The sequence below is a fragment of the Desulfosporosinus fructosivorans genome (assembly GCF_004766045.1).
Classification (GTDB): Bacteria; Bacillota; Desulfitobacteriia; order Desulfitobacteriales; family Desulfitobacteriaceae; genus Desulfosporosinus; species Desulfosporosinus fructosivorans.
Map to the genome: position 1 here is coordinate 1 of NZ_SPQQ01000028.1, position 26,216 is coordinate 26,216.

The 26,216-nt window shown below is 43.0% G+C and carries 23 protein-coding genes; 18 read left to right on the forward strand and 5 right to left on the reverse strand.

All coding sequences use genetic code 11. The features are described 5' to 3' along the window. The coding region (locus E4K67_RS28655; protein WP_135553019.1) for a DUF3102 domain-containing protein at nucleotides 1-120 on the reverse strand (120 nt) is incomplete at its 3' end. A gap of 436 nt (nucleotides 121-556) precedes the next feature. On the opposite strand from E4K67_RS28655, the gene E4K67_RS28660 reads away from it, so the two are divergent. The 15 genes from E4K67_RS28660 to E4K67_RS28730 all read left to right on the forward strand — a co-directional run bounded on the left by E4K67_RS28660 (nucleotide 557) and on the right by E4K67_RS28730 (nucleotide 17,137). Beyond that, the gene (locus E4K67_RS28660; RefSeq protein WP_135553021.1) at nucleotides 557-1,339 is read left to right on the forward strand and encodes an IclR family transcriptional regulator; all 783 of its coding nucleotides are present in this window, start codon (nucleotides 557-559) and stop codon (nucleotides 1,337-1,339) included. Between the two features lie 310 nt (nucleotides 1,340-1,649). Then, nucleotides 1,650-2,561 (forward strand): molybdopterin-binding protein, encoded by a 912-nt coding sequence (locus tag E4K67_RS28665; protein WP_135553023.1) that lies wholly within the window; start codon nucleotides 1,650-1,652, stop codon nucleotides 2,559-2,561. A gap of 21 nt (nucleotides 2,562-2,582) precedes the next feature. After that, a complete protein-coding gene (locus E4K67_RS28670) occupies nucleotides 2,583-3,356 on the forward strand; it encodes a 2-keto-4-pentenoate hydratase (RefSeq protein WP_135553025.1) in 774 nt (257 codons plus the stop codon). A 22-nt stretch (nucleotides 3,357-3,378) separates the two neighbouring features. Continuing rightward, nucleotides 3,379-4,248 (forward strand): acetaldehyde dehydrogenase (acetylating), encoded by an 870-nt coding sequence (locus tag E4K67_RS28675; RefSeq protein WP_135553027.1) that lies wholly within the window; start codon nucleotides 3,379-3,381, stop codon nucleotides 4,246-4,248. Nucleotides 4,249-4,253: 5 nt separating this feature from the next. Next, on the forward strand, nucleotides 4,254-5,267 hold the full coding sequence (gene dmpG, locus E4K67_RS28680) for a 4-hydroxy-2-oxovalerate aldolase (protein WP_135553029.1): 1,014 nt from the start codon (nucleotides 4,254-4,256) through the stop codon (nucleotides 5,265-5,267). Nucleotides 5,268-5,326: 59 nt separating this feature from the next. Further along, nucleotides 5,327-5,944 (forward strand): 4Fe-4S binding protein, encoded by a 618-nt coding sequence (locus E4K67_RS28685; RefSeq protein ID WP_135553030.1) that lies wholly within the window; start codon nucleotides 5,327-5,329, stop codon nucleotides 5,942-5,944. Next, nucleotides 5,944-7,407 (forward strand): hypothetical protein, encoded by a 1,464-nt coding sequence (locus E4K67_RS28690; protein ID WP_199242683.1) that lies wholly within the window; start codon nucleotides 5,944-5,946, stop codon nucleotides 7,405-7,407. The genes E4K67_RS28685 and E4K67_RS28690 overlap by 1 nt, the downstream gene beginning before the upstream one ends. 140 nt (nucleotides 7,408-7,547) lie before the next feature. After that, complete coding sequence (locus E4K67_RS28695; protein WP_135553032.1) at nucleotides 7,548-8,648, forward strand: M24 family metallopeptidase; 1,101 nt, start codon at nucleotides 7,548-7,550, stop codon at nucleotides 8,646-8,648. A gap of 134 nt (nucleotides 8,649-8,782) precedes the next feature. Continuing rightward, on the forward strand, nucleotides 8,783-9,586 hold the full coding sequence (locus E4K67_RS28700; protein WP_135553034.1) for a nicotinate-nucleotide pyrophosphorylase: 804 nt from the start codon (nucleotides 8,783-8,785) through the stop codon (nucleotides 9,584-9,586). 85 nt (nucleotides 9,587-9,671) lie between these two features. Further along, a complete protein-coding gene (locus tag E4K67_RS28705; protein ID WP_135553036.1) occupies nucleotides 9,672-10,931 on the forward strand; it encodes a benzoate/H(+) symporter BenE family transporter in 1,260 nt (419 codons plus the stop codon). Nucleotides 10,932-11,183: 252 nt separating this feature from the next. After that, on the forward strand, nucleotides 11,184-11,945 hold the full coding sequence (gene larB, locus E4K67_RS28710; protein WP_135553038.1) for a nickel pincer cofactor biosynthesis protein LarB: 762 nt from the start codon (nucleotides 11,184-11,186) through the stop codon (nucleotides 11,943-11,945). Beyond that, nucleotides 11,942-13,168 carry a nickel pincer cofactor biosynthesis protein LarC gene (gene larC, locus E4K67_RS28715; RefSeq protein WP_135553040.1) on the forward strand — a complete coding sequence of 409 codons (1,227 nt, stop codon included), beginning with the start codon at nucleotides 11,942-11,944 and terminating at the stop codon, nucleotides 13,166-13,168. The genes larB and larC overlap by 4 nt, the downstream gene beginning before the upstream one ends. 604 nt (nucleotides 13,169-13,772) lie before the next feature. Further along, nucleotides 13,773-14,165 (forward strand): methyl-accepting chemotaxis protein, encoded by a 393-nt coding sequence (locus tag E4K67_RS31705; protein WP_420841600.1) that lies wholly within the window; start codon nucleotides 13,773-13,775, stop codon nucleotides 14,163-14,165. A 90-nt stretch (nucleotides 14,166-14,255) separates the two neighbouring features. Further along, the gene (locus tag E4K67_RS28725) at nucleotides 14,256-14,795 is read left to right on the forward strand and encodes a carbonic anhydrase (protein ID WP_135553042.1); all 540 of its coding nucleotides are present in this window, start codon (nucleotides 14,256-14,258) and stop codon (nucleotides 14,793-14,795) included. A gap of 638 nt (nucleotides 14,796-15,433) precedes the next feature. Next, nucleotides 15,434-17,137: a long-chain-fatty-acid--CoA ligase gene (locus E4K67_RS28730; protein ID WP_135553044.1), complete on the forward strand. Its 1,704-nt coding sequence runs from the start codon at nucleotides 15,434-15,436 to the stop codon at nucleotides 17,135-17,137. A gap of 109 nt (nucleotides 17,138-17,246) precedes the next feature. Here E4K67_RS28730 and E4K67_RS28735 read toward each other — a convergent pair whose 3' ends face one another. From E4K67_RS28735 to E4K67_RS28750, 4 genes are read right to left on the reverse strand one after another with little or no spacing between them, the layout of a single operon-like run. Further along, nucleotides 17,247-17,468, reverse strand: a complete 222-nt coding sequence (locus tag E4K67_RS28735; RefSeq protein WP_135553046.1) for a hypothetical protein — start codon at nucleotides 17,466-17,468, stop codon at nucleotides 17,247-17,249. After that, nucleotides 17,468-18,655: a Ger(x)C family spore germination protein gene (locus E4K67_RS28740; RefSeq protein ID WP_135553048.1), complete on the reverse strand. Its 1,188-nt coding sequence runs from the start codon at nucleotides 18,653-18,655 to the stop codon at nucleotides 17,468-17,470. The genes E4K67_RS28735 and E4K67_RS28740 overlap by 1 nt, the downstream gene beginning before the upstream one ends. Beyond that, complete coding sequence (locus E4K67_RS28745) at nucleotides 18,652-19,758, reverse strand: GerAB/ArcD/ProY family transporter (RefSeq protein WP_135553050.1); 1,107 nt, start codon at nucleotides 19,756-19,758, stop codon at nucleotides 18,652-18,654. The genes E4K67_RS28740 and E4K67_RS28745 overlap by 4 nt, the downstream gene beginning before the upstream one ends. 32 nt (nucleotides 19,759-19,790) lie before the next feature. Beyond that, nucleotides 19,791-21,371 carry a spore germination protein gene (locus E4K67_RS28750; protein WP_135553052.1) on the reverse strand — a complete coding sequence of 527 codons (1,581 nt, stop codon included), beginning with the start codon at nucleotides 21,369-21,371 and terminating at the stop codon, nucleotides 19,791-19,793. 666 nt (nucleotides 21,372-22,037) lie between these two features. Here E4K67_RS28750 and nrdR point away from each other — a divergent pair. From nrdR to E4K67_RS28765, 3 genes are all read left to right on the forward strand, one after another. Continuing rightward, complete coding sequence (gene nrdR / locus E4K67_RS28755; RefSeq protein WP_135553054.1) at nucleotides 22,038-22,502, forward strand: transcriptional regulator NrdR; 465 nt, start codon at nucleotides 22,038-22,040, stop codon at nucleotides 22,500-22,502. A 48-nt stretch (nucleotides 22,503-22,550) separates the two neighbouring features. Continuing rightward, nucleotides 22,551-24,941 carry a vitamin B12-dependent ribonucleotide reductase gene (locus tag E4K67_RS28760; protein WP_135553056.1) on the forward strand — a complete coding sequence of 797 codons (2,391 nt, stop codon included), beginning with the start codon at nucleotides 22,551-22,553 and terminating at the stop codon, nucleotides 24,939-24,941. Nucleotides 24,942-25,193: 252 nt separating this feature from the next. After that, a complete protein-coding gene (locus tag E4K67_RS28765) occupies nucleotides 25,194-26,036 on the forward strand; it encodes an ornithine carbamoyltransferase (RefSeq protein ID WP_135553058.1) in 843 nt (280 codons plus the stop codon). Nucleotides 26,037-26,216 lie beyond the last annotated feature (180 nt).

A 26,216-nucleotide genomic window follows, 5' to 3' on the forward strand; every position in this document is an offset into this window, starting at 1 on the left:
TTCCGTCAGACGCCGTCCGATCTCCACGGCATTGGTAAGCAGCATTTTGCCGCTTTCTTCCTTGATAACGTTAATCTCGGACGCAATTTGCTCAGGCGTCCTGTTGGAAATCATCTTCATACCGGCTGCCCATCCTTTTTTCGGAATGTCTTTTTCAGATACCCATATAGGATATGCCGGGCCCCGGACAAGTGTGAGGGTTATTCACCCATAAAAGAATGCGGCTTGGACAAAGATGCTTCCCAACGGTCGGAGCCTGAGATGATAAACTCTACGCCACCAGTCGGTCTATTTTCAGTGTTACAGTTGGATGAAATTCTCGTAATAGGCGCATATAACTACATAATTCGTTGGAAGAATATGCTTTTCCCCAAAAGTGAGGGATGCTCGTTGTTATACCATTCCCGAGGCCCTTTAAGACTTTTTCATGCTCTATAATACAAAAATTATAAATTATATTGACTATATTAAAATCATACCTTATAATTCACATGTAATAAGTGAATTATTTTAATATATCATGGCCTTGGCTTTATGAATTGAAAGGAAATTATTAATGACAAGTGCATCAGGTGTAATTGTGCAGTCTGTAAAGCGGGCGTTAGATATTCTTGGATGTTTTAGAGGGCAATCGATTGAATTAGGTATTTCAGAAATTTCCGGAAGAATGGAACTAAGCAAGAGTACGGTTTACGGATTGGTGAATACACTGCTTACAGAAGGTTATTTGGAACAAAATGCACAAACAAAACGGTATCGATTGGGAATCAAGCTCTTTGAGCTTGGGACTCTGGTGTACAACCGCTTGGATTTACGAAACGAAGCCAAGGGGTCCTGTGAAGAACTTGGCAGTAAATACAACACTACTGTACATCTGGCTGCTCATTATGGTGATGAGATTGTTTATATCGATAAGGTTGATGCCCCCGAGGCTGTGATTGTTTATTCTCAGACAGGTAAGTGCGCCCCTATGCATTGTACAGGAGTCGGCAAAGCAATCATGGCTTTTTTGAGCGATGATGAACTGAAACATGCTTTTGCAAAAGGGGATTTTAAGAAATATACTGAGCATACGATTACGGATCCAGAGGAATTATACTGTGAATTAAGGCGTATTCATTCATGCGGATATGCTGTAGACAATGAGGAAATTGAGGCTGGCTTACGCTGTATTGCGGCTCCAATTTTCAATTATATGAATCAGCCGGTGGCGGCCATCAGTGTTTCTGCTTCTACAGTGCGGTTGCCATTAGAACAAATTGAGGCTATCGCCAAGGATGTACAATATCACGCTCTCCAGATTTCAAAAAGGTTAGGGTATATCATAAAAACAAGCTAAAAATTGTAGCAACTTTTTTTTAACAGGGTTAAAGTGGCGTAGAAAGAACGCTATTTTTTCAAAGGGGATATCAGAACACTATTCGGTAATAACGAACATGATATTCTTCATATAAATTGTATGAAACTTTTTTAGTGGGCGGAGCGCAAAGGAAACGCCCTTTTTTGAAGGGTGATATCAGAACGCAGTTCGGTAATAACGAACATAATATTCTTCTACCATAATTAGTTGTATAAGTCATGGAGAAGATGGAAAAATATCTATTTAATGTTGAAATTCGAACGTATAAGACGAAAGGAGATTCTTGACGATGGGCTTAAATCTTTTAGAAAAAACAGAACTCTGGGTCAACCATATTACACTCGATCATGTCAATTTGACTGAGCTCGCACAGACGGTGGCGGATGTGCTGGGGTTTGATAGAAGTAAAGTGCTGGTGGTGGATGTCCGTCCGGACCATATTACCCTCGACATTATGGAAAACGATATTCCAGCCGAAAATATTGTTGGTAAAGAGCGGGCGGTGCTTGACGCGCTTTCCAAACTGAAAGGAGTAAGCCTCTACGAGGATTCCTGTCTGCACTCCAACGGGATTCTCGGTCTAATCTGTCTGGAAGGGGAAAACTCGGTCGAAATGAGCAGGACGGTGAACCACATGGTGGATGAAATTAAAGAGCGCATTTCAAAACGAGCGATCATCTTTCCGACTGGCTTTGAACTGAAACAGAATTTGATTGAGGACACCAATACTCCCTATTTAAAAAACCTTTTAGAAGCGGAAGGCTATAAAGTGACCATCGGGGATATTATGGAAGACGATATGGACGATATGGAATTTAAGCTTTCCGATGCGGTTTCCCGCGCATTTGGGTTGATAATTACAACTGGCGGTGTAGGCGCCGAGGACAAGGACAAAACTGTGGAAAGTATGCTGCGGGTCGATCCCCAGGCGGTGACGCCGTATATTGTCAAGTTTCAACAGGGAACGGGGCGTCATGTCAAGGATGGTGTGCGCATTGCGGTGGGAACAGTGGGTCCGTCCATGATGGTTTCCTTCCCCGGACCCAACGACGAAGTCCGGCTCGCTGCGGGCGTACTGGTGGAATGTTTGAAACACAACTGTGACAAAGAAGTCACTGCACACCAAATCGCAGCGGTGCTTGCGGAGAAGCTAATGAAAAAGGGTTTCCACCATGATTATCATGGATTAAATAAGCTTTAATAAGAGAAAAGGAGAAAGAGTATGGACTGTAAGAAAATTGCTCAGGAACTGTTTGACGCAGAAAAGGGACACTATCAGATTGAAATGCTGACCGCTTCCAATCCGGATATGTCGGTGGAAGACGCTTATGCCATTCAGCTCGAAAATGTATCAAAAAAAGTAGCCGCTGGGGAAACCGTAATTGGCATGAAAATAGGGTTGACCAGCAAAGCAATGCAAAATCTCTTGCATGTGAATGAACCCGATTATGGTCACCTGACCGACAAAATGCTTGTGCTGGAGGGGAATTTCTGCCCAATAGACGAACTGATTCAGCCTAAGGTTGAAGGGGAGCTGGCGTTTTGTCTTAAAACGACTTTGCGCGGGCCTGGTGTAACCATCGCGGATGTCTATAATGCTACCGACTGGGTGGTTCCAGCAATCGAAATCGTTGACAGCCGTATTAAGGATTGGAAGATTACGCTTCTCGACACTATTGCTGATAATGGTTCCAGTGCGCGGTTTATTTTAGGCGGACGAATGACGCCGATTGGAAATGTTGATATGCGTTTAACTGGCATGACCTTAGAAAAGAACGGGGAACTGGTCAACAGCGGAACCTGCGCTGAGGTGTTGGGAAACCCTGCAGCGGCGGTTGCCTGGCTAGCAAATAAACTTTCCGAATTTAATATTGAACTCAAAGAGGGAAATATCGTTATGGCGGGTGCTTTGACCGCCGCACTACCAGCCGCAAAAGATGACAGTTTTACTGTAACCTTCCACGGCATGGGAAGTGTGACAGTTAAATTTAAATAATATATGTGAGAGGATAAGTGGAATGGAGAAAATTAAGGTAGGTATCATCGGTCCCGGAAACATTGGATCTGATTTGATGTACAAGGTTATGAAAAGCAAACATCTGCAAATGCATTTGATGGCTGGTATTGTAGAATCGGAGGGGATTAAAAGGGCAGCCGGACTGGGCTTTAAGACTTCCCTAGAAGGTGTTGACGCAGTAGCGGCAGACCCCGATATAAAGATTGTTTTTGATGCGACCAGTGCGAAGGCACATTTGCATAATGCGTCAATATTGAAAGCGGCGGGTAAAATTGTTTTGGATATGACTCCTGCTGCAGTAGGGCCCTATGTGGTTCCCTGTGTCAATCTGGACAATCTGGCGCATGTCGATAACTTTAACATGGTAACTTGCGGTGGACAGGCAACGATCCCGATCGCCTATGCAATTAACCGCGTGGCGGATTGCGAGTATGCAGAAATTGTGGCGTGTCTTTCGTCTAAGAGTGCAGGCCCGGGAACCCGTGCCAACATCGACGAGTTTACGCAGACGACCAGGAAGGCGCTTGAAATTGTTGGCGGTGCGGACAAAGCAAAAGCGATCATTGTTCTGAACCCCTCCGAACCGCCGATTATGATGACCAATACAATCTATTGTCTAGTAAAGAATCCGGATGAGAAAAAAATTATTGAATCAGTCAATGACATTGTCAAGCAGGTTCAGGCATATGTGCCGGGTTATAAACTGCGCTTTCCCCCTGTTGTAGATGGAAATAAAGTTACCGTAATTGTTCAGATTGAGGGTGCCGGCGACTTTTTGCCCACTTACTCAGGGAACCTCGATATCATCAATCAGGCAGCGGTCGCAGTTGCCGAAAAAGTAGCAGAAAATCTGCTGAGCAGGGAGGGATAAACGCAATGGAAAAAAGGAAAATCAATATTGTTGATACAACGCTTCGCGACGGAAGCCATGCGGTCAGCCATAGTTTTACGATAGATCAGGTTACCGCAGTCGCCGAAGGTTTGGATAAGGTTGGCGTCAGCCTGATAGAATTGAGCCATGGAGATGGTATCGCTGGTTCTTCCGTAAACTATGGGTTTTCAAAAACCAATGAATTGGAACTGATTAAGGCTGCGAGCAAGGTGGTTAAAAATGCAAAGCTAACGGTTTTGCTGATTCCCGGAATTGGAACGATAGAAGATTTGCAGGAAGCGAAGGAAAATGGCGCGCAGGCTGTGCGTGTTGCTACCCATGTAACCGAAGCGGACATCGCCATTCAGCATATCAAATATGCCAAGAGTATTGGAATGATGGCGGTAGGATTCCTGATGATGGCCCATATGGCGTCGCCGGAGAAGATTGTTGAGCAAGCCAAAATTTTTATGGACTGCGGCGCCGATTATATAAACCTTGCGGATTCTGCAGGCCATATGCTGCCGGATGATGTCCGCGCCAGAGTCAGTGCGCTCAAAAATGCCCTTGATATTCCGATTGGCTTTCACTCCCATAACAATTTGGGTCTGTCCGTTGCAAATTCAATTGCTGCAGTGGAAGAGGGCGCTACCTATATTGATGCCACTTGCCGCGGTCTGGGGGCGGGTGCAGGAAACACTCAGAATGAAGTTTTGTGTGCGGTGCTGAATCGCCTAGGATATGACACAGGGGTTGACCTATACGGCATAATGGACGTTGCGGAGGAAATTTTAGAGCCGATCATGCAGCGTCCGCAGGTTATCAACACGGCGTCTTTAATGCTGGGCTATGCCGGAGTTTATTCCAGCTTTTTACTCCACACCTATAGGGCCGCTGAAAAATATCATCTAAATTCTAGGGATATTCTTGTTGAGCTGGGCAGCCGGGGGATGGTAGGCGGACAGGAAGACATGATCCTAGATGTTGCTTATGAGCTAGCTCAGAAGACTAAACAATAAGTAGGGGGCAGGTTATCAATTAGAAAAGAGTTGGTTAGAAGAAGGGAGAGGTTTAACGGATGAAAAAAGTAACCCTGTTGGCCGAAGTACAGCATGACTTGTGCAGGGGATGTAAAGTATGCGAAAAAGTCTGTCCTGTTTTAGCGATTTCAGTTTCTGATAAAAAGGCAAATGTAAAGGCGGATGAATGTCGTGGTTGCACCAACTGCGAATCCCGCTGCCCATTCTATGCTATTAAAATGGTTAAGCGTGAGGAACCCTTTACCATCGGAGTGGACGCTTCCAAGCATGATGGTAAAACAATTCGGGAGATGTGTGAAAAAGCTCATCTCAATCCGGAACAGATCTTATGTTACTGTGTGGGTGTGCGTGCTGAAGAAGTTGCCGCTGCGATCTTGGAAGGAGCAAAAACCCCTGAAGAAGTATCATCAAGAACCGGTATTCGCACGGGTTGCACAATTGAATGTGTACAGCCGCTGCTTCGTATGATTGAAGCTGCGGGCATTGAACTGAAACGCAATGAAAAGGGTTGGCAGTGGTATGGAATTACCCCTACTGCCTGGACGCTTCCTGAAACCGTAGTTGATAAATACAGTAAGAGAGGTTTCTATTTCCAAGAAGATAGAGAATTATTAGATCGCGTTGTTAATACCAAACCGGAAGGAGAGGAAATGTAATGAATTATAAAGATTTGATGCACGAACCAATTAAGCCGATTCCCCCCAAACCTTCTATTTATGGCATTGAACCAGAACTTGTAAAAGCCCGTGTTTCCGAACTTCCTGGAATGGTCTCTCTTTATCTGCGCGAATTGTTCCCAGATCTGCCTCCTGTGCTCCTGCCGGGTGGACCGGATGCCATCAAAAATGTTCGTCAAGCTGCCCATGATGCCCTGATGAACGTCGACATGAGCATGATCAAATCGGAACATTCCGTTAATGTCTTGGCTTCCCACCATGGATTTACTCTTTTTGGCGGCGACCCCTATGCGGAGTTGCTTAAGGCAATCAGAGATGTTGTAGAAGAAAGAACCGGCTGCACGGATATTCGGTTGCGTGCGGGCGTAGGTATGCGCTTCCGTGAAACGGAAGAATATATGAAGCGTTATGGCTTAGACACCTATTATAAGGGAAAAGCAGTCGGGATAGCGCCAATCGATGAAGGGATTCCCATTGAAACGGAAATCGGAACTCTTTACGGGCTCAAGAAGGCGTACGACGCGGACTGGATCATTCATGCGCATCATACTGACGTTCGTGAGGTTCATTTCCACAGACAGGTTGATAAAGCAGTAAAACCGTTTGGCATGTCTTACGCGCGCTGCGAAACGCGTAGTACCTATCATCAGAATCTCGGCCCTCGTGCAGCAAACTTTACAGCTCGTGCGATTTTTGAGTCCGAGTTTGTTCAAAGTAAGTTCGCCTTTGCCGCATTTCTGAACTGTGGACCGCATGGCGTGATCGGTGCAGACTGTGACAACGATTTGTATGCACTGAACGACCGTGCAACCTTTGTCGGTTGCCAGTTGTATGGAAAGATTATGACGCTATTCGGCGAAATTGACAAGTGCATTGCAGTTCTGGATTTCCCTTGCCCAGTACCGTACGTGTTTTCGGCAGGCGTCATTTATGCGAATTTCCTGGGTGCAAATAGCGATCTATATGATCTAAATACCCCGCTACCCCCTTACACTTGGTATACCGAGGCTTTCTATCGTAAGAACGGCAAACCGCTACTGCCTGAGACGCCTCCGATGAACCCTGCGATCAAAATGTGCGTGCACAACTATGCCTGGACAGGATATCCTTCCGAATTCTTTTCTAAAAATATCCCCACAGTTGTCGTAGGAGATGAGCAGGGAAAACTATTCGATACGGATTCCATGAATACTGGCTATATGGATTATGCCGTAACCGCTAGAACCGCAGAGAACGCGATGGAATTTGCGTACAATGTCAGCGGAACAGATCAAGTCATTATCTTTGACGGGGCTATGGGCGGTCTAAATGTCAGCGAATCCTTGGCTAAGCTTTTGATCGAAAAAGCCCCGCTAGTGAGTGAAAAGGTTGATAAGGAGCTTCTGCCAAAGTGGCTAAAGCAAAGAGGTGTAGATCTTTCTATTTTGGAATCAAAAGCGTAATCCCAGATTTAACATTACAAAGATAGTGCTTTTTCCGCACAATAAAATAAAATCACAACTGTTCAGTAGGCTTTTTATGAGTATGAAAAAGGGAGTTTCAATATAATATCTCCCTTTTTCAATAATGAGGAGCAGTGTTTATGAACGAAATCGTTGTCAAGAGAATTGCCGCGCTCCAACAGAAACTGAAGGTTCACGAACTGGATGCCGCGGTCATTATGGATAGGGAGAACCTAATTTACTTTGCAAACAGTGAAGACATTGAAGGAGGATCTCTGATTGTTCCGGCACAAGGTGAGCCGAAACTGATTTGCTTGTGGTTGGACGCTCGTCATATGCGGGATCAATCAGGATTAGAAGTGGTTCCTTATTTCTTTCCAAACGAGAATGTCAGCCAGAAAACTGCCGACATGGTACTAAATCTGGGCATCACAAATCCGCGGATCGGATTTACAAGGTATTTTATTAATTTAAAGGATTTTCAATGCCTACGCGCTACCGTACCCGGTATCTACTTCGGTGATATTGCTGAAGTATGCTACAGGCTGCGTTCAATCAAAAGTGAACAGGAAATTGAGTACATTTCAAAAGCTGCTGAGTTTGTTGCAGTAGGGATGAAAGCGGCCATGGAATCCGTTCGGCCGGGCATGAAGGAAACAGACATCCTTGCCGAAGGGGAGTATGCCATGCGCAAAGCAGGCTCCGAGGGCAGCACATTCCGTATGCAGGTATTGCGGCACGACCGCCAGCAACTGATACATCCTTACGCCGGTGATTATGTGATTGAAAATAATCAGCCTGTGGTAATTCATTTGGGTGCGTCTTACAAAGGCTATGCAGCGAAAATGTGTCGCACTGTATTTTTAGGAGAAGTTGCCCGGGAGACAATTGATATTTACAAGTTGCTGATGGAGGCGCAAAAAGTTGCGATAGAAGCATTGAAACCGGGGTCTGTTTCCAGTGAAATTTTCGACAAAGTGTTTAAGGTTGTTCACGACCATGGTTATGCAAAGATGTTTATGGAACAAATCGGCTATGGCGTAGGAATCAGGCAGTCGGAATTTTACCCCGTTATTGGAAAGGGAATAGACCATGTTATTCAGGAAAATATGGTGGTGGACCTGTTGCTTCCGACAATTTACGAACCGAAATTTGGCGGTCCTCGCATCACGGATACAGTGTTGGTAAGAGGTACAGGTAATGTCGTGCTGACAAATCTTCCTAAAGAACCCGTCCAATAAGGAAGAGAACATTATAGCAGACAGCAGAGACTGACTGTCCGGGTGGGAGTAATAAGGATAGGCAGGAGATCTCGACAAGTTTGGGATATAGGTCATAAAAAAAAACGGAGATGATATAGGAGGAGGTGATTGCCATGGAATTGAGAGAGTTTCTGTTTGAACCACTCAAAGATAGGTCTTATTCGTTCGCAATCAGGGCTCGGGAAAATGGAATACTGTCAGGAGTAGCTAGGATAAAAGAATTGGCGATTGACCTCGGGTTGGAAGTTATTTCAGTCGCTCAGGAAGGATCGTTGCTAGTTCCCGGTTCGGCGGTATTTGCCGCTAGAGGGGATGCTGAGATGGTTACTAGGGCAGAGGAAACACTTATGGGGGCCATTGGGAAACCCTCGGGAGTAGCCACAGCCACTGCAGACATGGTAAAAAAGGCCAGCCCGGTAAAGGTAGTTTGCGGTGCTTGGAAAAAGATAAATCAAGCTACTAAGGGGGAACTACGCCAGGCGGTTATATCAAGTGGGGCAGGACTCCGGATGTCCGAACAACCCTTTGTTTATTTAGACAAAAACTATATCCGGATGTTTGGAGGAGTTGCCACGGCTGTGGGGCGGGCAAAGTTATTTGATCCAGATCGGTTGGTAGTTGCCCAATTGCGAGGTGAGACCCAAGGTATTGTTGAAGAGGCTAGATCTGCAGTACAGGCTGGGGCAGGCATTTTAATGGTTGATACCGGTAATCTGGAGGACTTAAAAGCTGTAATGACCGCTGCTATAGCCGATGGATGGCGAAAAAGTGTACACTTAGCCTTTGCTGGCGGGGTTTCCACGGAAGAATTAAATAACATCGTAGCAATTGGACCGGATATTATTGATGTTGGTCGAGCCATTCTTGATGCTCCATTACTTGATTTTAGTCTTGATGTGGAAGGCGAAGATTGTTGATGTTGAGTGGTCATGGGGGCTGAGAGCACGGAGTCGGCACTTATAGAATTGAGCGGTTTGAAGATGATAAAGAGGAGGAAATTATGTGCTCATCGAAAAGGGATATGATTTAAGGGAAAGTTTAAGAATTTTATGGCAAAACAAAAATGCTGGTGCAGTCGCCACAGGTTTAGTAGCTACCCTCTTTAGCACTATGGGACCAGGTATGATTGTTATGAACGCTGCTAAGTCAGGCGGTTTGACAGACGCCCAAGCTATTTCCTGGCTTCTGGGTATCTACCTAATTGGTGGACTATCGACTATGTTTATGTCTTTACGTTACCGCTTACCGGTTGTTACAGCATTTAGTATTCCAGGGGCAGTCATGCTCGCGAAAATACTCCCGAATTTTGCATTTAGTGAGGCTATAGGTGCGTATATTGTCGTTGGTGTAGTCACGTTAATTCTAACATTAACTGGTGTAATGAAGAAGTTGGTAGAGAACATTCCAGTACCTGTTATGTTGGGTATGGTTGGTGGTGTATTATTAAGCTTTGGTACAAGCATGTTTACTGCAGCCATTAAAATGCCCCAAGTTTATGGTATCATGATAGCTGGTTTTTTTGTGTCAATGGCTTTTAAAGGTTTCGCTAAAAAGGTCCCCCCAATTATTATCGCGATTGTTACCGGGATTGTCGCACTGGCATTCTATCAATTGATTACGCCCATTCCACTATCTTTGGAAATCGCTAAACCAGTTTTAGCTATGCCAACTTTTAGCTTGCGTGCAATTTTAGATATCAGTGTTCCGCTCTTCTTCTTAGTCATTGGCGTTCAAAATATTCAGGCGGTTGGGGTCCTCATGGCCGCAGGATATAAAGTACCGATCAATGCAATGTATGTAGTACCCGCTATCGGAACGTTTATTAACGCAATGGTTGGAGCTCATCCAGCTGTGACTGCAGGTCCGAGTACGGCTATTTGTGCTAGCCCTTCCGCAGGTGAAAAGAAAGAGTTTCGCTTTATTGCAGCGTTCTCAGAAGGGGTCTTTTGGGTTACTTTTGCTTTGTTGGCCAAGATTATTGTAGACTCGGTGAAGATGGTTCCTAAAGAATTTACGGCAGTTTTAGCAGGGTTAGCTATGTTTGAAGTCTTTAAAAGTGCTTTTGAAGGAGCTTTTGCGGGCAAATTTAGAATGGGTGCTTTAGTCGCTTTCTTTGTCGCGGTTACAAACCTCTCAATCTTAAATATCGGAGCTCCTTTGTGGGCAATCTTTCTTGGTCTCCTGACATCCTTCATAGTTGAGAGAGAGGATTTTAGAATCCAAAAGGGTAAGGATATTGAAACTCCTCAAGCATTAAAATAAGTGGATATTATCCTCACTGACTTATTCTGGTATAGCTGTTTAAGAATCTAAAAGTAAAGATATGTTAGCGGGCGGCGACTGTCGCCCGCTACTTCCTAAATAAGACCATAATTGGACTTGCGACTTGTCAATTAGGCGAGTTGATTTGCGCCAAGAATATAGAGCAATTAGTTTGAAATGATCAAGGAGAAATGTTGTCGCGTTACCGGACAAGGAGTATGAATGACACTTTAAAGGAAGAGGTCGAAAAGTATGAACGAAAAAAGCCTGCGTGATTTGCTTATAGGAATCAAGCATCACGAAATTAGTGTTGATGCTGGGTTAGATAAATTGAAAGATTTGCCCTTTGAAGATTTAGGTTTTGCTAAAATCGACCATCATCGTCAGCTTAGGCAGGGATTTCCTGAAGTTATTTATAGTGCAGGTAAAACAACTGAACAGATCGTCACCATCGTCGAAAAGCTGGCTGAAAGGGCAGATAATAACATTCTAGCCACCAGGGCTAATCATGATGTTTACGAAGCAGTTGCTGCACGGATTCCTAACGTTGAGTATTATGATCTAGCTCGCTTGATCGTGATTCGACGAGGGGAACAGGAAAAACGAGGACACATCTTAGTACTGAGTGCGGGAACCTCAGACTTACCTGTTGCGGAAGAAGCGGCTATTACCGCTGAGGTGATGGGCAACCGAGTGGAACGGCTGTATGACACCGGGGTAGCTGGTATTCATCGTTTGTTAAGCCAAAAGGATAAGCTTTATGCCGCACGGGTCATAATCGTGGTTGCTGGAATGGAAGGAGCCCTCGCCAGTGTGGTTGGAGGGTTAGTCGACAAACCGGTGATTGCCGTGCCTACCAGTGTGGGTTATGGCGCCAGTTTTGGCGGGTTAGCGGCTTTGCTGGCTATGTTGAATAGCTGTGCCAGTGGTTTGAGTGTGGTCAACATCGATAACGGTTTTGGTGCTGGTTATCAGGCCAGTTTAATTAATAAATTAGGGGAGGTCGATGTATGAGAATCGCCTACTTTCATTGTTTTGCCGGGATAAGTGGAGATATGACCTTAGGGGCTTTAGTTGATGCTGGTTTAGATTGGGAGCAACTGCAAACAGATTTAGCCAAGCTTCCCTTGACTGGTTATCAATTGCAAAGGGAAAAGGTGATTAAAAAAGGCATCACTGGGACCCAGGTGCACGTTTTAATAGAAGAAGGCCATGTACACCGACATCTGCGGGATGTTCGAGAAATCATTAATAGTAGTACGCTGCCGGAAGTTGTCAAAGAAAAAAGTATCCGGATTTTTACACGCTTGGCTGAAGCCGAGGCAAAAATACATCAAACCTCTATTGACCGAATTCATTTTCATGAAGTTGGGGCTCTGGATGCCATCCTTGATATTGTTGGTTCTGTTATCGGTTTGTGGCGGCTGGGAATTGAGGAAGTCTATGCGTCACCAGTGCATACTGGAACAGGTTTTACTGAATGTGCCCACGGGATCATGCCAGTTCCTGCACCTGCGACTCTGGAACTATTGCAAGGAGTACCCATTTACTCCCGGGACATAGAAAAAGAATTAGTCACTCCAACTGGAGCAGCAATTCTTACCGCATATTGTAAAAATTTTGGCAATATGCCGCTGATGCGGGTTGATAACACCGGTTATGGGGCAGGTGAGCATGATTTAGTCATTCCAAACTTGCTGCGTTTAACCATTGGTGAGAAACTGGATCAGGTTGGTTCCGACGGGCATATTCGTTATGGCGGCAAGGGGGATGTCCACCAAGGAGAAGCCCTGATGATGGAAGCCAATATAGATGATATGAACCCGGAGTTTTATGATTATCTGATTAATAAATTTCTTAAAGCCGGAGCGATGGATGTTTTCCTGCGAAAAATCCAGATGAAAAAAAACCGCCCAGCTATAGTTTTAAGTTTATTGATCCATACCCATCAATTAGAAACATTCTACCAGCAGATATTTGCTGAGACAACGTCCATCGGGGTTAGGGTTTACCCCGTGACCAAGTATATGCTGCCTTATGAAATAAGGACAGTGCAGACCAAGCTAGGTCAAGCTAAGGTCAAAGTTGCCCGTTATCAGGATAGCCTGCGTAATGTGGCTCCAGAATATGAGGATTGCCGTAAACTAGCAGAAGAGCAACAGATACCCCTTAAAGAAGTTTACGATATTGTCAAATACGAAGCTTACCAACAATTAGAACAAAAGGTTCATAGCTAGCAGGCATGGTACGTCGTCAAATTTCCATTGTAAACCAAAAAGTGAAATCCTTCTAGCAAAAAAGGTGGGAGGCCATCAATATTGATGGCTTCAGTGAAGTCTTGAGCCATCTGACTGGGCGAACCCCGAGAGCCCATTATTACTTTAGGGAGGCGACGTTATCTTGATGTATTATGTCACTAGAGCACAACTGGAAGCATTTAAAACCTTGGAGGAAGTCATTCCTTACCTTTTGGGAGAAGAAGCCGTATTGTTTACGACAAATACAGAAGCCTTTGATTCGATGTATACCCCAAAAAGTTTTGTGACCTACAAGGCTAAAACAGGTGACAGACTGGCGGAGGGCAGTGGTGGTATGCAATGTGTGGTGACAGGCAAACCGGTTGACAAACTCGTTCCGAAAGAGGTTTATGGATTTACATTTCGAACGATTGCTCTCCCGGCTATTGAAGATGGCGAAGTTATTGGCTGTATTGCGCTTGCGAGAAGCAGAGAGAAGCCGGAATTGATCACCGAAATTGCGGACAATCTCTCCGCCAGTTCGGAGGAAATTGCTGCATCCTTGCTAGAAATGACAGTGTACGCGGACAAGAGTGTGGAATCCATGTCAGATCTAGAAAGTGCTATTAAAGCATTAATAGATGGACTGAAAATCATCGAAGAAATGAACGAGCTTGTTAAAAACATTGCTTCACAGACCAATTTGTTAGCGCTTAATGCAGCGATAGAGGCGGCCAGGGCTGGTGAACATGGACGCGGGTTCGCAGTGGTGGCGGAAGAAGTAAAAAAACTAGCTCAGAAAAGTGTTGATGCAGTGAAGAACATTAGGCACGCAATACAAAGTAGCCAGAAGAGCATCAATAATGTTGAGGATCAAATCAGGCAAAATGTTGCGTCTACTCAGAACCAGGCGCAGATAACACATGACATAGAATCGGCTATGGCTGAAGTAGTAAGCGGTGCTACGGGTTTATACGATGTTAGCAAAACAATCTAAAAGTCTGCGCAGTGACAAATGAATCCATACTTCTAGTGGGGACACGAACACGGAGTGATACTCAGATTTGTTTGGAAAGGAATGATGATAATGGATAAATTAATTCACGTATCAACTAAAGAAGATATTTTTCCAGAATATAGAGAAACCCCAGTTGGACTTCTTTTGGAATATCATAATCTTCATCGTTCATTTGATTCATATTCGAAAGCACAGTTATTAATAGGAATGTGTATGGATAATCGAAAACATCTTCGCATTCCAGATAATTTTGCGTATATACTTCGCAGTGGCGGGGGGAATTTACGTTACAGCGAGTTTAAAATATCGTATGCCATTGCTATTGGTGGTGTAAAGGCCATAGCTTTACTAGGTCATAATAATTGTGGTATGGCGAATCTTTATTCAAAGAAAGAAAAATTTATTGAAGGATTAGTTGAAACTGCAGGATGGAACAAGGAATTTGCAGAGGAGCATTTCATGAATTTTGCTCCAATGTATGAAATCGGAAATGAAATAGATTTTCTTTTAAGTGAGGCTGTAAGATTAAGATCAAGATATCCAAAAATTTTAGTTGTGCCGCTATTTTACCAAATAGAAGATAATGATTTTTATCTTATTAAAGAATGATTTCTGTGCAGGGAATTCACTAATATTTAGAAAACAGTTATAGAGTTATCCTACGCCGATGAGTATTTCTTTCGGGATCACGGCTTCGAAAGTAGGTCATCGCCAGGTAAACAAGCAAAAAGCTATTTCTTAGGAGATAGCTTTTTTTTGTTGAGTTATATTGTAATATGGGGCCGGGGGTTCCACCCGTTCGTGGCGATAATCTCGTCCGATTATCGATCTCCAGGGCGATGATACTTGGGGCGCAAGCTCCTGGGTAAGTTGGAGCCACACTGCTGGAGTTTTCGTTACTAGTTGCAGTGTGGCGATAATCTCATCTGATTATTATATCCTTAGGTAAAATGAAGTATAAGGAGCATCTCCTCTATGATAGAGGTGGTCCTTATACTTCGTTTTAGTAAAGGAAGGTGGCAAACGAAACGTCCCCTTGCCACGTGTGCAACTAAGTTTGCTTTGAGAGGCAGCACATATATTCCTTCAAATATAGATAATGGAAAAGTATAAACTAGCTCATTAAACATTGTTAATTGAATAATATAAATATATAGAAAATTGCAAAAACATATATAAACTCTAGGCAAATTGTGCTAAGATTATTTAAGAAAGTGAATGCGTATTCAAAACAGGAGGGTGAAACGATGAGGAAAGCAACTGCTGAGAGACCATGGTTTAAGTTCTACGAGCCTGGTGTTAGAATAAAACTCGAGATTCCAGAAATAACTCTAGTAGAAATGCTTAAAAGAACAGAGCGGAAGTTTTCTGATAACCCTGCTTTGATTTTCGCAGGGAAGACAACAACCTACCGTGAAATGAATATTCTCATTGAGCGCATGGCTAAAGTATTTATCCAAAGAGGGGTACAAAAGGGGGATCGTATCTCCATCTTTATGCCTAATAGTGCTAATTGGGTCATTAGCTTTTTTGCAATTCTAAGAGTAGGGGCAGTGGCGGTGCAGACGAATACACTCTATGTAGAAGACGAATTAAAAGCACTCCTAAAAGATTCAGGCGCTATAGGAATAGTGTCTATTCCACAACTACTGCCCCGCATCGCGCCGATCCAAGAATTATTGGGACTGAAATTAATAGCCTTAGACTGGTTAAGCGCTTTTTCGGGATTAAATGGTATGGGCTTAGCGGATAACCCTGTGTTTATGGATATTGAGGAAACTTTAGCGGATGCAAGCTTAGATCAGGTAGAGTCTCCTTCAATTGATACTCGATCAGACGAGTTGGCTGTTTTACAATACACAGGTGGGACAACCGGGACTGCCAAAGGGGTTATGCTAACCCACCGCAATCTTGTGGCTAACGCAATGCAGGCCTGGGAATGGATTGTGGGTCGCGAGGGGGAGGAAAGAGTCCTTACTGTACTGCCTTTATTTCATATCTACGCTTTGACAGCTTGTATGAATCTAGCTATGTTATCCGGAGGAGCTATGATTATTCTGCCTAAGTTTGAGATTGATGCTGTGCTCCAACACATCAACGATTATGCACCGACTTTTTTTCCGGGTGCCCCAACGATGTATGTAGCAGTCATTAATCACCCGCAAATTGCGGAATATAAAGTATCCTCTATTCGCTGCTGTCTAAGTGGATCTGCCCCGCTTCCCAAAGAGGTTGCGATTCGCTTTGGTGAACTGACAGGCGGACGATTGGTGGAAGCTTACGGTTTATCGGAATCATCGCCTGCTAGTCATTTGAATCCCATTTTCCATGCCAGAGTAGGATCCATTGGGATCCCTGCGCCAAATACGGATGCCAAAATTATGGATTTGGAGACGGGTGAAAGGGAACTGCCGCCAGGAGAAATCGGTGAATTAGTGCTTAAAGGGGATCAGGTCATGCTGGCATATTGGCAAAAACCCGAGGAGACAGGGGCTGTTTTGAGGGATGGCTGGCTTTATACTGGGGACATTGCTCATATGGATGAGGACGGATTTTTCTATATTGTGGACAGGAAGAAGGATATGATTATCAGTGGTGGATACAATGTCTATCCGCGCGATATTGAAGAAGTCCTCTATACTCATCCTGCAGTGAGAGAAGCTGTGTGTGCAGGAATACCGGATGCCTATTGGGGAGAAATGGTGAAAGCGTATATTGTGCTTAAAGATGGAATGAGTGTGACAAATGACGAGATCTTAGCGCATTGTCAGGGTAAGCTTGCTGCTTTTAAAATTCCGAAGATAGTTGAGTTCCGTGAGGGATTACCTAAAACTGCCGTCGGTAAGGTTTTACGTCGTATTCTTGTGGAAGAGGAGCGAGAGAAATCTAGAAAACAAGAAAAGGCTCGCAGGGTCTTGGGTGACTCTCAAGAAGAAGTCGCTGTCAGCTAGTAAATTATAGATCTCTATAAGGGAGTCCAGACCTGGGCTCCCTTATACGTGTCTGCACATTTTCATCAATCGCGAGACTCCGACTTCTACAAGAGGGACTGCTACCTATTCAATTCAGGAGAGCCTTGAAAAGAGAGATAATTAATTTGTTAGGATTAGGTAGTTTCTTGCCAAGGATAAGCAGGAAGTTCAGAATAAACCCTATACTAAAGAGACTAACTAGAAAGAAGAGTTCCTTACGCTGCTTCTTTTTAACAAGGGCAGGCAGGTCAACAAGTGATAGAAGAACTGTGATAATTAAGAGGGCAAGAACGTAGAGGGAAACTTTCATTAAGTGTCTTCTCCTTCATCAGTAGGTGGATGTACCGGTTGTCTAATGAATCCTGTCCAACGGAGTTCAGTGTCGATTACGACATTAACTTGAAGCTTTTGAAATTCTTCCCGCCAGTTCTTTTCTAATGCTGGCCATTCTTTTGGGAATTGGCGATGTACTTCAGTTCCAAATTCAAAGAGGTCCACCTCCCAACGTTGGGCCTTGTCTATGGCGCTATATATCTCTTCTTCGATTACCATGGCCGTCTTTTCTTCCAGTTCCTTAAATGGTTCAGGTTTGCTCAAATCTACGGTGCTCATTTGTTCTCCAAGATTACCCATTGCTTCTACGTTGATTGTTAGAACGAGATTGCCGTCCACCCTTTCAGGTACTATACGACTAGTCGCCTTGATAATCTCAATCCCGGATTTCTTTGTTTCGTCTCCTGGAGTTGGAACGACTACAATACCACTCTTTACCTCTCCACGAATCCATAAAACTCCTCTTGTCTCTTTTGCATCAAACCAGCCAATCAACTTGTCGCTTTTTAAAATGGCAGTTCCCTCAAGTTTAACAACATTTTTTGCGCCAGCTTCTGGAGCACCTTCTACTATGGTGATGCCGGGAATAATTGAATCGTTTGTTTTGCTGGCCAGGTTTTTGAGAAGGTCAATCAACTGGACTTCTGGTATTTTTGAAGTCGCAAACGATAGTTTAGCTAGTTTTTCGATTGCCTGCCCGGGGATTTTCTCTTGTTCGTGTTCACTTCTAATAATATCTTCTGCCTTTGTTTTGGAGATAAAGACAAAGGGTGATTGGCGAAATTCAGGGTCACGGCTCAAAAGGTCTAATTCATCCCTGATACCTTCCTTGGCTATCCTCTCAGATAAGATGTAGACTGTGTTATGAGAGAAATATGATTTTCGGTCCGTTTGCAGTGCAGCATTTCGTACAGCATCAAAAACTGTTTCTCCTTTACTAGTAACCACCCAGACACTTTTATTGCCACTGGCCTTTTCAGAGGTTGAGGTTTTAATCGCACTGGGTTTAAGTATCTGGAGAGAAACATTGATTTGCCCATCTTCAGTGCGGTCGATTCCTACAGCTTGAACGATAGCTAGAGTATTGAGTTCCCTTCTATTCCAACAACCGGGGAGCATCAGTAATAGAATGATACATAATATTATGGAGATTATTTTTTTCATACCTTATTTTCACCTTGCTTTCGAATCACAGCAATAGAGAATAGCATAGAGGGAATCAAGAAAATGAAAATCAAGTTATACAGTGGTTCTATCTTATATGAAAGGAATTCATTCAATTCAACGACACTACTCTGTAGTACTAGAGAGAGCGCTAAAGGAAGAATAATTGTAAGAGTCGGAATGACAAACGATTTATAACTTTTTAAGTTAAATGTCTGACATAATCCTTGTACGATGACATAATAATACAGAGTTATTCTCAAAAATCCGCTCAATATCCATATAGCTAGACTAATTGATTCTATCCGTTCAATAAAGTTACCGACGTTGACTTGCCTAATGGCAGTGAAGTAGGCGAACTGTAGGATTCGTGTCAGATCAAGTCCAAGTGTAGCAAAGACTGTTATTGTACAAATGATCCAAAAGAAGGCTAAGGTTGAATAACTGGATATAAAGACTAATTGAACCTTTTTTTTCTTTGCATTTAAATAAGGTAAAAGCATAGCAAATATCAAGATTTCCGATGTCCTACAAGATATTACCAAGGCACCTAAAAATATTGACATGAAGCTCTTTTCCATGAATGGGGTAAAAACCTGTAAATCTATATCTTTAGTTAATAACAGAAAACTTATAATGATTCCAACGAAGATCAGTGGTGCAAAAAACTCTGCAAGACGTGCAATAACTTCGATGCCTTTAAGAACTGCATAAGCACAAAAGGGCAAAAGAAAAATCAGTAAAAATAGAACAGGAGTTTCAGGCATAACAGCAGTCGTAAGGAAGGCACTCCATTGAAATAAAAATACAGACAGAGCATGAAGAAAATACAGAACATAGAGAATTCCGATAATTTTCCCCGCTTTGCCAAGGGTCGTCTGGCTATATTCGATAAGAGATTGTTTGGGAAATCGCTTCCATAGCAGATAGACCGGAATTGTTAAAAATAATTGGACAGGAATGCTTAGGAGCTCAGATATCCATGTGTCCTGATTTCCAGGAGGACTATCCAAGGCCGGGAAAAAGGTCATTGTAATGACGAGCCTACTGATAACAGCAAGCAAGATGAGTTGTTTTGGAGCGATTTGAACATTTTCTATCATACAGTCCTCCTTTCTGGGAGAGCAAATAAATACTAATTTTCAGGATTATCTCTTGATGGATGAGGGATTAAGGACCCTTTTTGTCTCGTAGAGTTTTTGCCTATGCGACTAGGTCGAGTAGTCATAGCCCACCAAGGAGCCCGAAAGAAAACATCTTTAAGGTCAGCCATCTTTAAAGGTACAATTGGAGACATATAGGGGACGCCAAATGATCTAAGAGATAGCTGATGGGTAATGAATCCCACAAAGCCTAGCATTACACCGTAAAGTCCAGCAAAGCCAGCCAAGATGAGCAGAGCAAAGCGGGTAACAGTGGTGACATCCGTTAAAGCCGGAACGACAAACGAAGAAATTCCGGTAAGTGCAACTACAACGACCATCGGAGCACCGACCAATCCTGCTGAAACTGCAGCTTCCCCAATTACCAGTGCACCGACGATGCTCACGGCCTGTCCAACTGCCTTAGGCAAACGAAGTCCGGCTTCTCGCAATATTTCATAGGCTATTTGCATGAGAATTGCTTCCACTATGGTGGGGAAGGGAGACCCCTCATTGGCACTGGCAATGCTTATTAACAGGGACGTGGGTAATAATTCTTGGTGAAAGGTGGTTATGGCTACATATAAGGAAGGGACAAATGTGGAAATGAAAAAGGCCAGCAGGCGCAACCAGCGGATACATGTTGCAAGATAGGGACGTGAATAATAGTCCTCACTATTTTGAAAAGCTTCAATAAATAAGTAAGGTAAGGTTAAGGCAAACGGAGTTCCGTCGGTTAGCACGGCAATTCTTCCCTCTAATAATTTTGCGCTAACAATATCTGGTTTTTCGCTATTTCCTATAGTTGGAAAGAGTGAATAGGGAGCATCTTCAATGAACGACTCAATATAGCCTGATTCCAAGATTGAGTCAGTATCAATCCTAGATAGTCTATGCTTAACCTCTTGGACGGTCTTAGCATCAGCGATACCATCAATATAAATGATACAGATATTTGTTTGTGTTTGTTTGCCAATTACCATTTTTTCAAATTTTAAGTTTGTGTTTTTGATTTTCCTACGCAAGAGAGCTGTGTTTGTACTAAGGGATTCAACAAACCCCTCCCTGGGTCCTCGTACGACGGATTCAGTTTTCGGCTCGTCAACTCCCCGAGCTTCCCACCCTCGAATCGAAGCAAGCAGCGCACTGTCCGCACCGTCAATGAATAAGCCCGTGTCTCCAGATAATATGCCTGCAACCGTATCGTCTAACGTATGTGTTTCCTTTATGCTTGGTACAAATAATGCACTATCTTTAACAACTTTAACGATAGATTCCTTGCTTATATCTCGTTGTAGAGACATAAGCGGTTTAATTAAGTTTTCATTTACAGATTCTTCGTTGATCAAACCGACGATCATAACGGCAAAAGCATTTATTTGTAGCTCTGTTCCAATTTTAAACTCTCGGATAATGAGATCACTGGTATTTTTGAAAATGCTATTAATGGCCTTTAGATTCTCGTTTAAATCCTTAGAAAGTTTAGGTAGATTACTAGATGAAGGAGGGGGAGTCTTCTCAGCGTGTTGATTCGTTATTTTCCGTTTGGATCTAGTAATAAGTCGATTGAACATGATCCACCTTCTGTTTCTTTCTGTCTATAGATAGCTTTTGTCTAAATTGATATATTTATCCAATCGTGAGACCCTTACTTCTATCAGGAGGAGATTACCCCGTATTTGTCACTCGAGAACATAGCGGTGGGCGCTGCATGAGGCTTTTACCCTTGGGAACTATAGGGGAGGAGTCTAAAGTAATACAAAGGAGGACCCTATCCGAGTGAATCGCGATAGAGTCCTCCTTCGTATCATTACATCTACAGCTTACTTTTTTGAACGTAGGGCTTCCTCACTTGAAAGACCATGACCATCCCGAGAATCCATGCTAGGTTGATCTTCAGGACGGGAAGGAATAGGTTTAGTGTTCGGGTTAGGATTTTTGTCAGGGAATTTCTTTTTCAAGGTTACGTCAACTTCCTTTCTATAGATAAATATTGATGGGTATGAGTGTTAAGTTAGTCTGCCCTATTTCTGCAATGAATACTACGATAATGCATTCTTGGTTAAAGAGATAATACACTTACTCAATGGATGATCCTTCTAAAAATAAGGAAGGAAGAGCAAGTGGACAATAAAACAAGAGGGAGTGAAGGAAAAGCGTCATAAAGAGCATAAATGAGTTTGACACACAACATATAGTGTGGTTAAATTAAAAAAGTACTAGATGTTGGGGGTGAAGGTGTGCATTGTCCATTCTGCGGCAACGAGGACACAAAAGTTCATGATTCACGTCAGGTTGAAGAAGGAACGGCAGTCCGAAGACGCAGGGAATGTGAACGTTGTTTGCGTCGGTTTACCACCTTTGAAAAATTTGAGGATTCTCCGCTCGTTGTAGTAAAAAAAGAAGGACGGCGTGAAGAATTTTCTCGTTCCAAAATGATGGCTGGTATGCTCAGGGCTTGTGAAAAAAGGCCGATTTCTACGGAACAAATTGAGGAGGCAGCCTACGCTGTAGAAAAAATCCTGCGTAACAGTAACGAGCGTGAAGTGTCGAGTTCTCAAGTTGGGGAAGCTGTGCTAGAGCAGCTGTTTGAATTGGACGAAGTAGCCTACATACGTTTTGCTTCAGTCTATCGTCAGTTTCGGGATATACAACGGTTTATGGAAGAGTTGCACGAGCTTATTGAAAAGCGGGGAACTATGTAAAAGAGGGACTAGAGTAAATAGTTATGAAGGAAAGTTGGGGATTCTAAGTTGAATTTCGAAGGACAAGCACCAAAAAACTGGCCTAAGGCAAATCTTACACCTAATGCTCGAGTAGTATTGGCTAAACGATATTTAAAACAAGAAAACGGACAAGTGGTTGAAACTGCGGAAGACATGCTATACCGAGTTGCCAGTGTGATTGCAGAAATCGAAGAGGATAAATACGGCAAAGGCAAAGAAGAAACTAAAGCCTTAGCTAAAGATTTCTATACCATGATGGCGAACCTTGAATTCATGCCAAATTCACCGACGCTTATGAATGCCGGTCGGGATCTTGGACAATTGAGTGCTTGCTTTGTCTTACCAATTGAAGACAGCATGGAACAAATTTTTGATGCAATTAAAAACGCTGCAATTATTCATAAATCTGGTGGCGGAACCGGTTTCAGTTTTTCTCGTTTACGACCTAAAAATAGCACGGTTCGCTCAACGGGTGGAGTAGCTTCCGGTCCGATTTCCTTTATGAAGGTTTTTAATTCTGCTACAGAAGCCGTTAAGCAAGGCGGGACTCGACGTGGAGCTAATATGGGGATTCTGCGTGTGGACCATCCGGATATTGTGGATTTCATCCAGTGCAAAGAAGATAACAAAGAAATTACAAACTTTAATATTTCCGTCGGGATCACTGAGGACTTCATGCTGGCTGTCCGAGAAGGCCGTCCTTATGATCTCATAGATCCACATACAGGCCTCTCAGCAGGGAAATTATCCGCGCCGGAGATTTTCAATAAGATCGTTGAACATGCCTGGCAGAATGGAGAACCTGGAATAGTGTTTCTTGACCGCTTAAATGAAGGAAATCCTACTCCTTTGCAGGGAATGATTGAAGCGACCAATCCTTGCGGAGAGCAACCACTTCTCCCAAATGAGGCGTGCAACTTAGGGTCGATCAATCTAAAACTTATGGTAATCGAGAAAAAAGGGAAAATGGTTATTAACTGGGAGCGTTTGAGTCAGGTGATCCGCTTGTCCGTTCGTTTTCTTGATGACGTGATTGATGTGAATCAATATCCACTGCCAATCATTGATGAAGTCGTAAAGGGGAACCGCAAGATTGGTCTTGGTGTGATGGGCTTTGCCGATATGCTTATTTTGCTTCAAACGTCGTATGCTACAGAAGACGCAGTTGAATATGCTGAGAAAGTTATGCAATTCATTCAGACGGAAGCCCGTATCGAGTCTCAACGTCTGGCTGAAGAACGGGGAAACTTCCCGAATTATGAAGGCTCGATTTATGATGGAGTCATGAAACTGCGCAATGCCACCTTGACGACGATCGCTCCAACAGGAACGATATCCATGATTTGCGGTGCTTCCAGCGGGGTAGAACCTCTTTTTGCAGTTGCCTATACTAAAACAGTGATGGATGGAACGGCTTTGGTCGAGGTCAATCCGCTCTTTGAAGCGTTTGCTAAAGAGTTTGGTTTCTATTCTCCGGAATTAATGCTTAAGATTGCAGAAGTGGGAACGGTCTTAGGTATACAGGAAGTCCCCAACTGGGTACAAGAAGTCTTTACCACGGCTCAAGAGATCGCGCCTGAATGGCACATCCAGATTCAAGCGGCTTTTCAGAAATATACGGATAATGCGGTATCAAAAACTATTAACTTTGCTAATAGCGCGACACGCGAAGACATTGCCCAAGCGTATCGTCTGGCAGATGAACTGAACTGCAAAGGATTAACGGTCTATCGCGATGGAAGTCGAGACGAGCAGGTGCTTTCCACAGGAACAACACAAGCCCAGGCTGAGAAGGAAGCCGAAGAACAACTGACGTCCGGACAGGTTATACCTCCAAGTACACCGTTCATTCCGGAAGTAAATACAGTCGTTCCGCGTCCACGACCAACCACTACGATAGGCGTTACAGAAAAAATAAAAATCGGATGTGGAAACCTCTATGTCAGTGTTAATGCGGATGAAAAAGGAATTTGTGAAGTTTTCACGAATACCGGACGCGCAGGAGGATGCTCATCCCAATCCGAGGCAACTGCCCGTTTGATCTCCATTACACTGCGTTCCGGTTTGTCCGTCGAGGCAATAACTGAACAGATCAAAGGTATTCGTTGCCCTGCTTGTATGCGCCGTGAAGGGGTTAACGTCACATCCTGCCCAGATGCTATTGCCCGAGTGATTAAGAAATATAATGAGGTTGGGATAAATATCGGAAGTATGCAAAAGGGAATGCAGGAAACAGCTCCTATGGCTGAAAAATCTGTTGCTCTCGGACGCGGGAAGTCCGCTACAGAAAAGGTCGCCGTAAAGAAGGCCCATACCAATGTTGCTTCGGGCAATGCATGCCCTGAGTGTGGCATGCCAATTAACCATGAAAGTGGCTGCGTTGTGTGTACGCATTGTGGCTACTCGAAGTGTGGGTAAAGGGTGTTCACTGATAATAAAGTCTGTCACTCAATAATAAAGTCGGACATTATTGGACAATGATATAATCTTGCTTGGAAAAATTAATAATGATCTGGACTAACCAAAACGCATCTTAGCCAATAACTGAATACTACGGTTATTGGCTTTTTATTATTAATTCACTGTAGCCATTTTGTCTAGCAAACTTTATTTAGAGGAGAACGGAGCTTTAATTTATTCACATTTAATAGGGAAAATGGAAGTGGACAAATGAGAAATTTAATAAGAATATCTGATTTAACGATGGACGAAGTAGTAGGAGTCTTTAATAAGGCAAGTGAATTAGAGAAAGCTTCTAATTATAAAAAGTTGCTTAAAAATAAAACTTTCGTATTGTTTTTTCCAGATTCAAGTATTCGTACAAGAGTAACATTTGAAAAAGGGATTTCATCATTAGGAGGACAAGTAATCTTGTTTCCAAGTGAAACGCTTGATAAAAAGGAAGATATAAAAGATGTTGTTTCTTATTTAACAAATTGGGCTGATGGGATAGTAGTAAGGCACAATGATATTAAATTAATTGAAAAAATATGTAAGTATTCAACTATTCCTGTTATTAATGCTATGACGAGTGAAAATCATCCTTGTGAGATTCTTGCAGATTTATATTCGATAAGTAAGATTAGAAAGAATTATTTGGATTTAAATTATATCTATATTGGAGGGGATGGAAATATAGGAAGGGCATGGGTAGAAGCATCAAAAACTCTTGGAATTAATTTAACTCAAGTATGTCCAAAGGGATTTGAGATTGATATAAACTCTAAGACATTTAATATATCTAATTCTATTAATGAAGTTATTGTAAAAAGTGATATAGTTCTAACTGATTCAATATCTCAAAATAAAGAGTTATTTGCCCCATATCAGGTAACGATTAATCTTATGTCAAAGGCTAATTCAAATGCATTACTCAATCCTTGTCCTCCGTTTTTCAGAGGAGAAGAAGTTTCATCAGGTGTCATTGATTCATCATATTTTGTTGGATATGAATTTAAAAAAACATTATTATATGTTCAACAAGCAATCATTTTATTTTGTTGTGAGAACTGAATAATACTCTTATAAACGTAGAATATCCTGGATGAATTCCAGGCTCCCATTATCCAACCAGAGTGGTGCTGGTACTACCCTTTCATTTTTCCTACTTGTTCACATTGGTACTATAAAAGCACAAGCAAACGATCCGAATGACGGGTTGGATGCTTGTGCTTATTTAAATATAATAAGGGG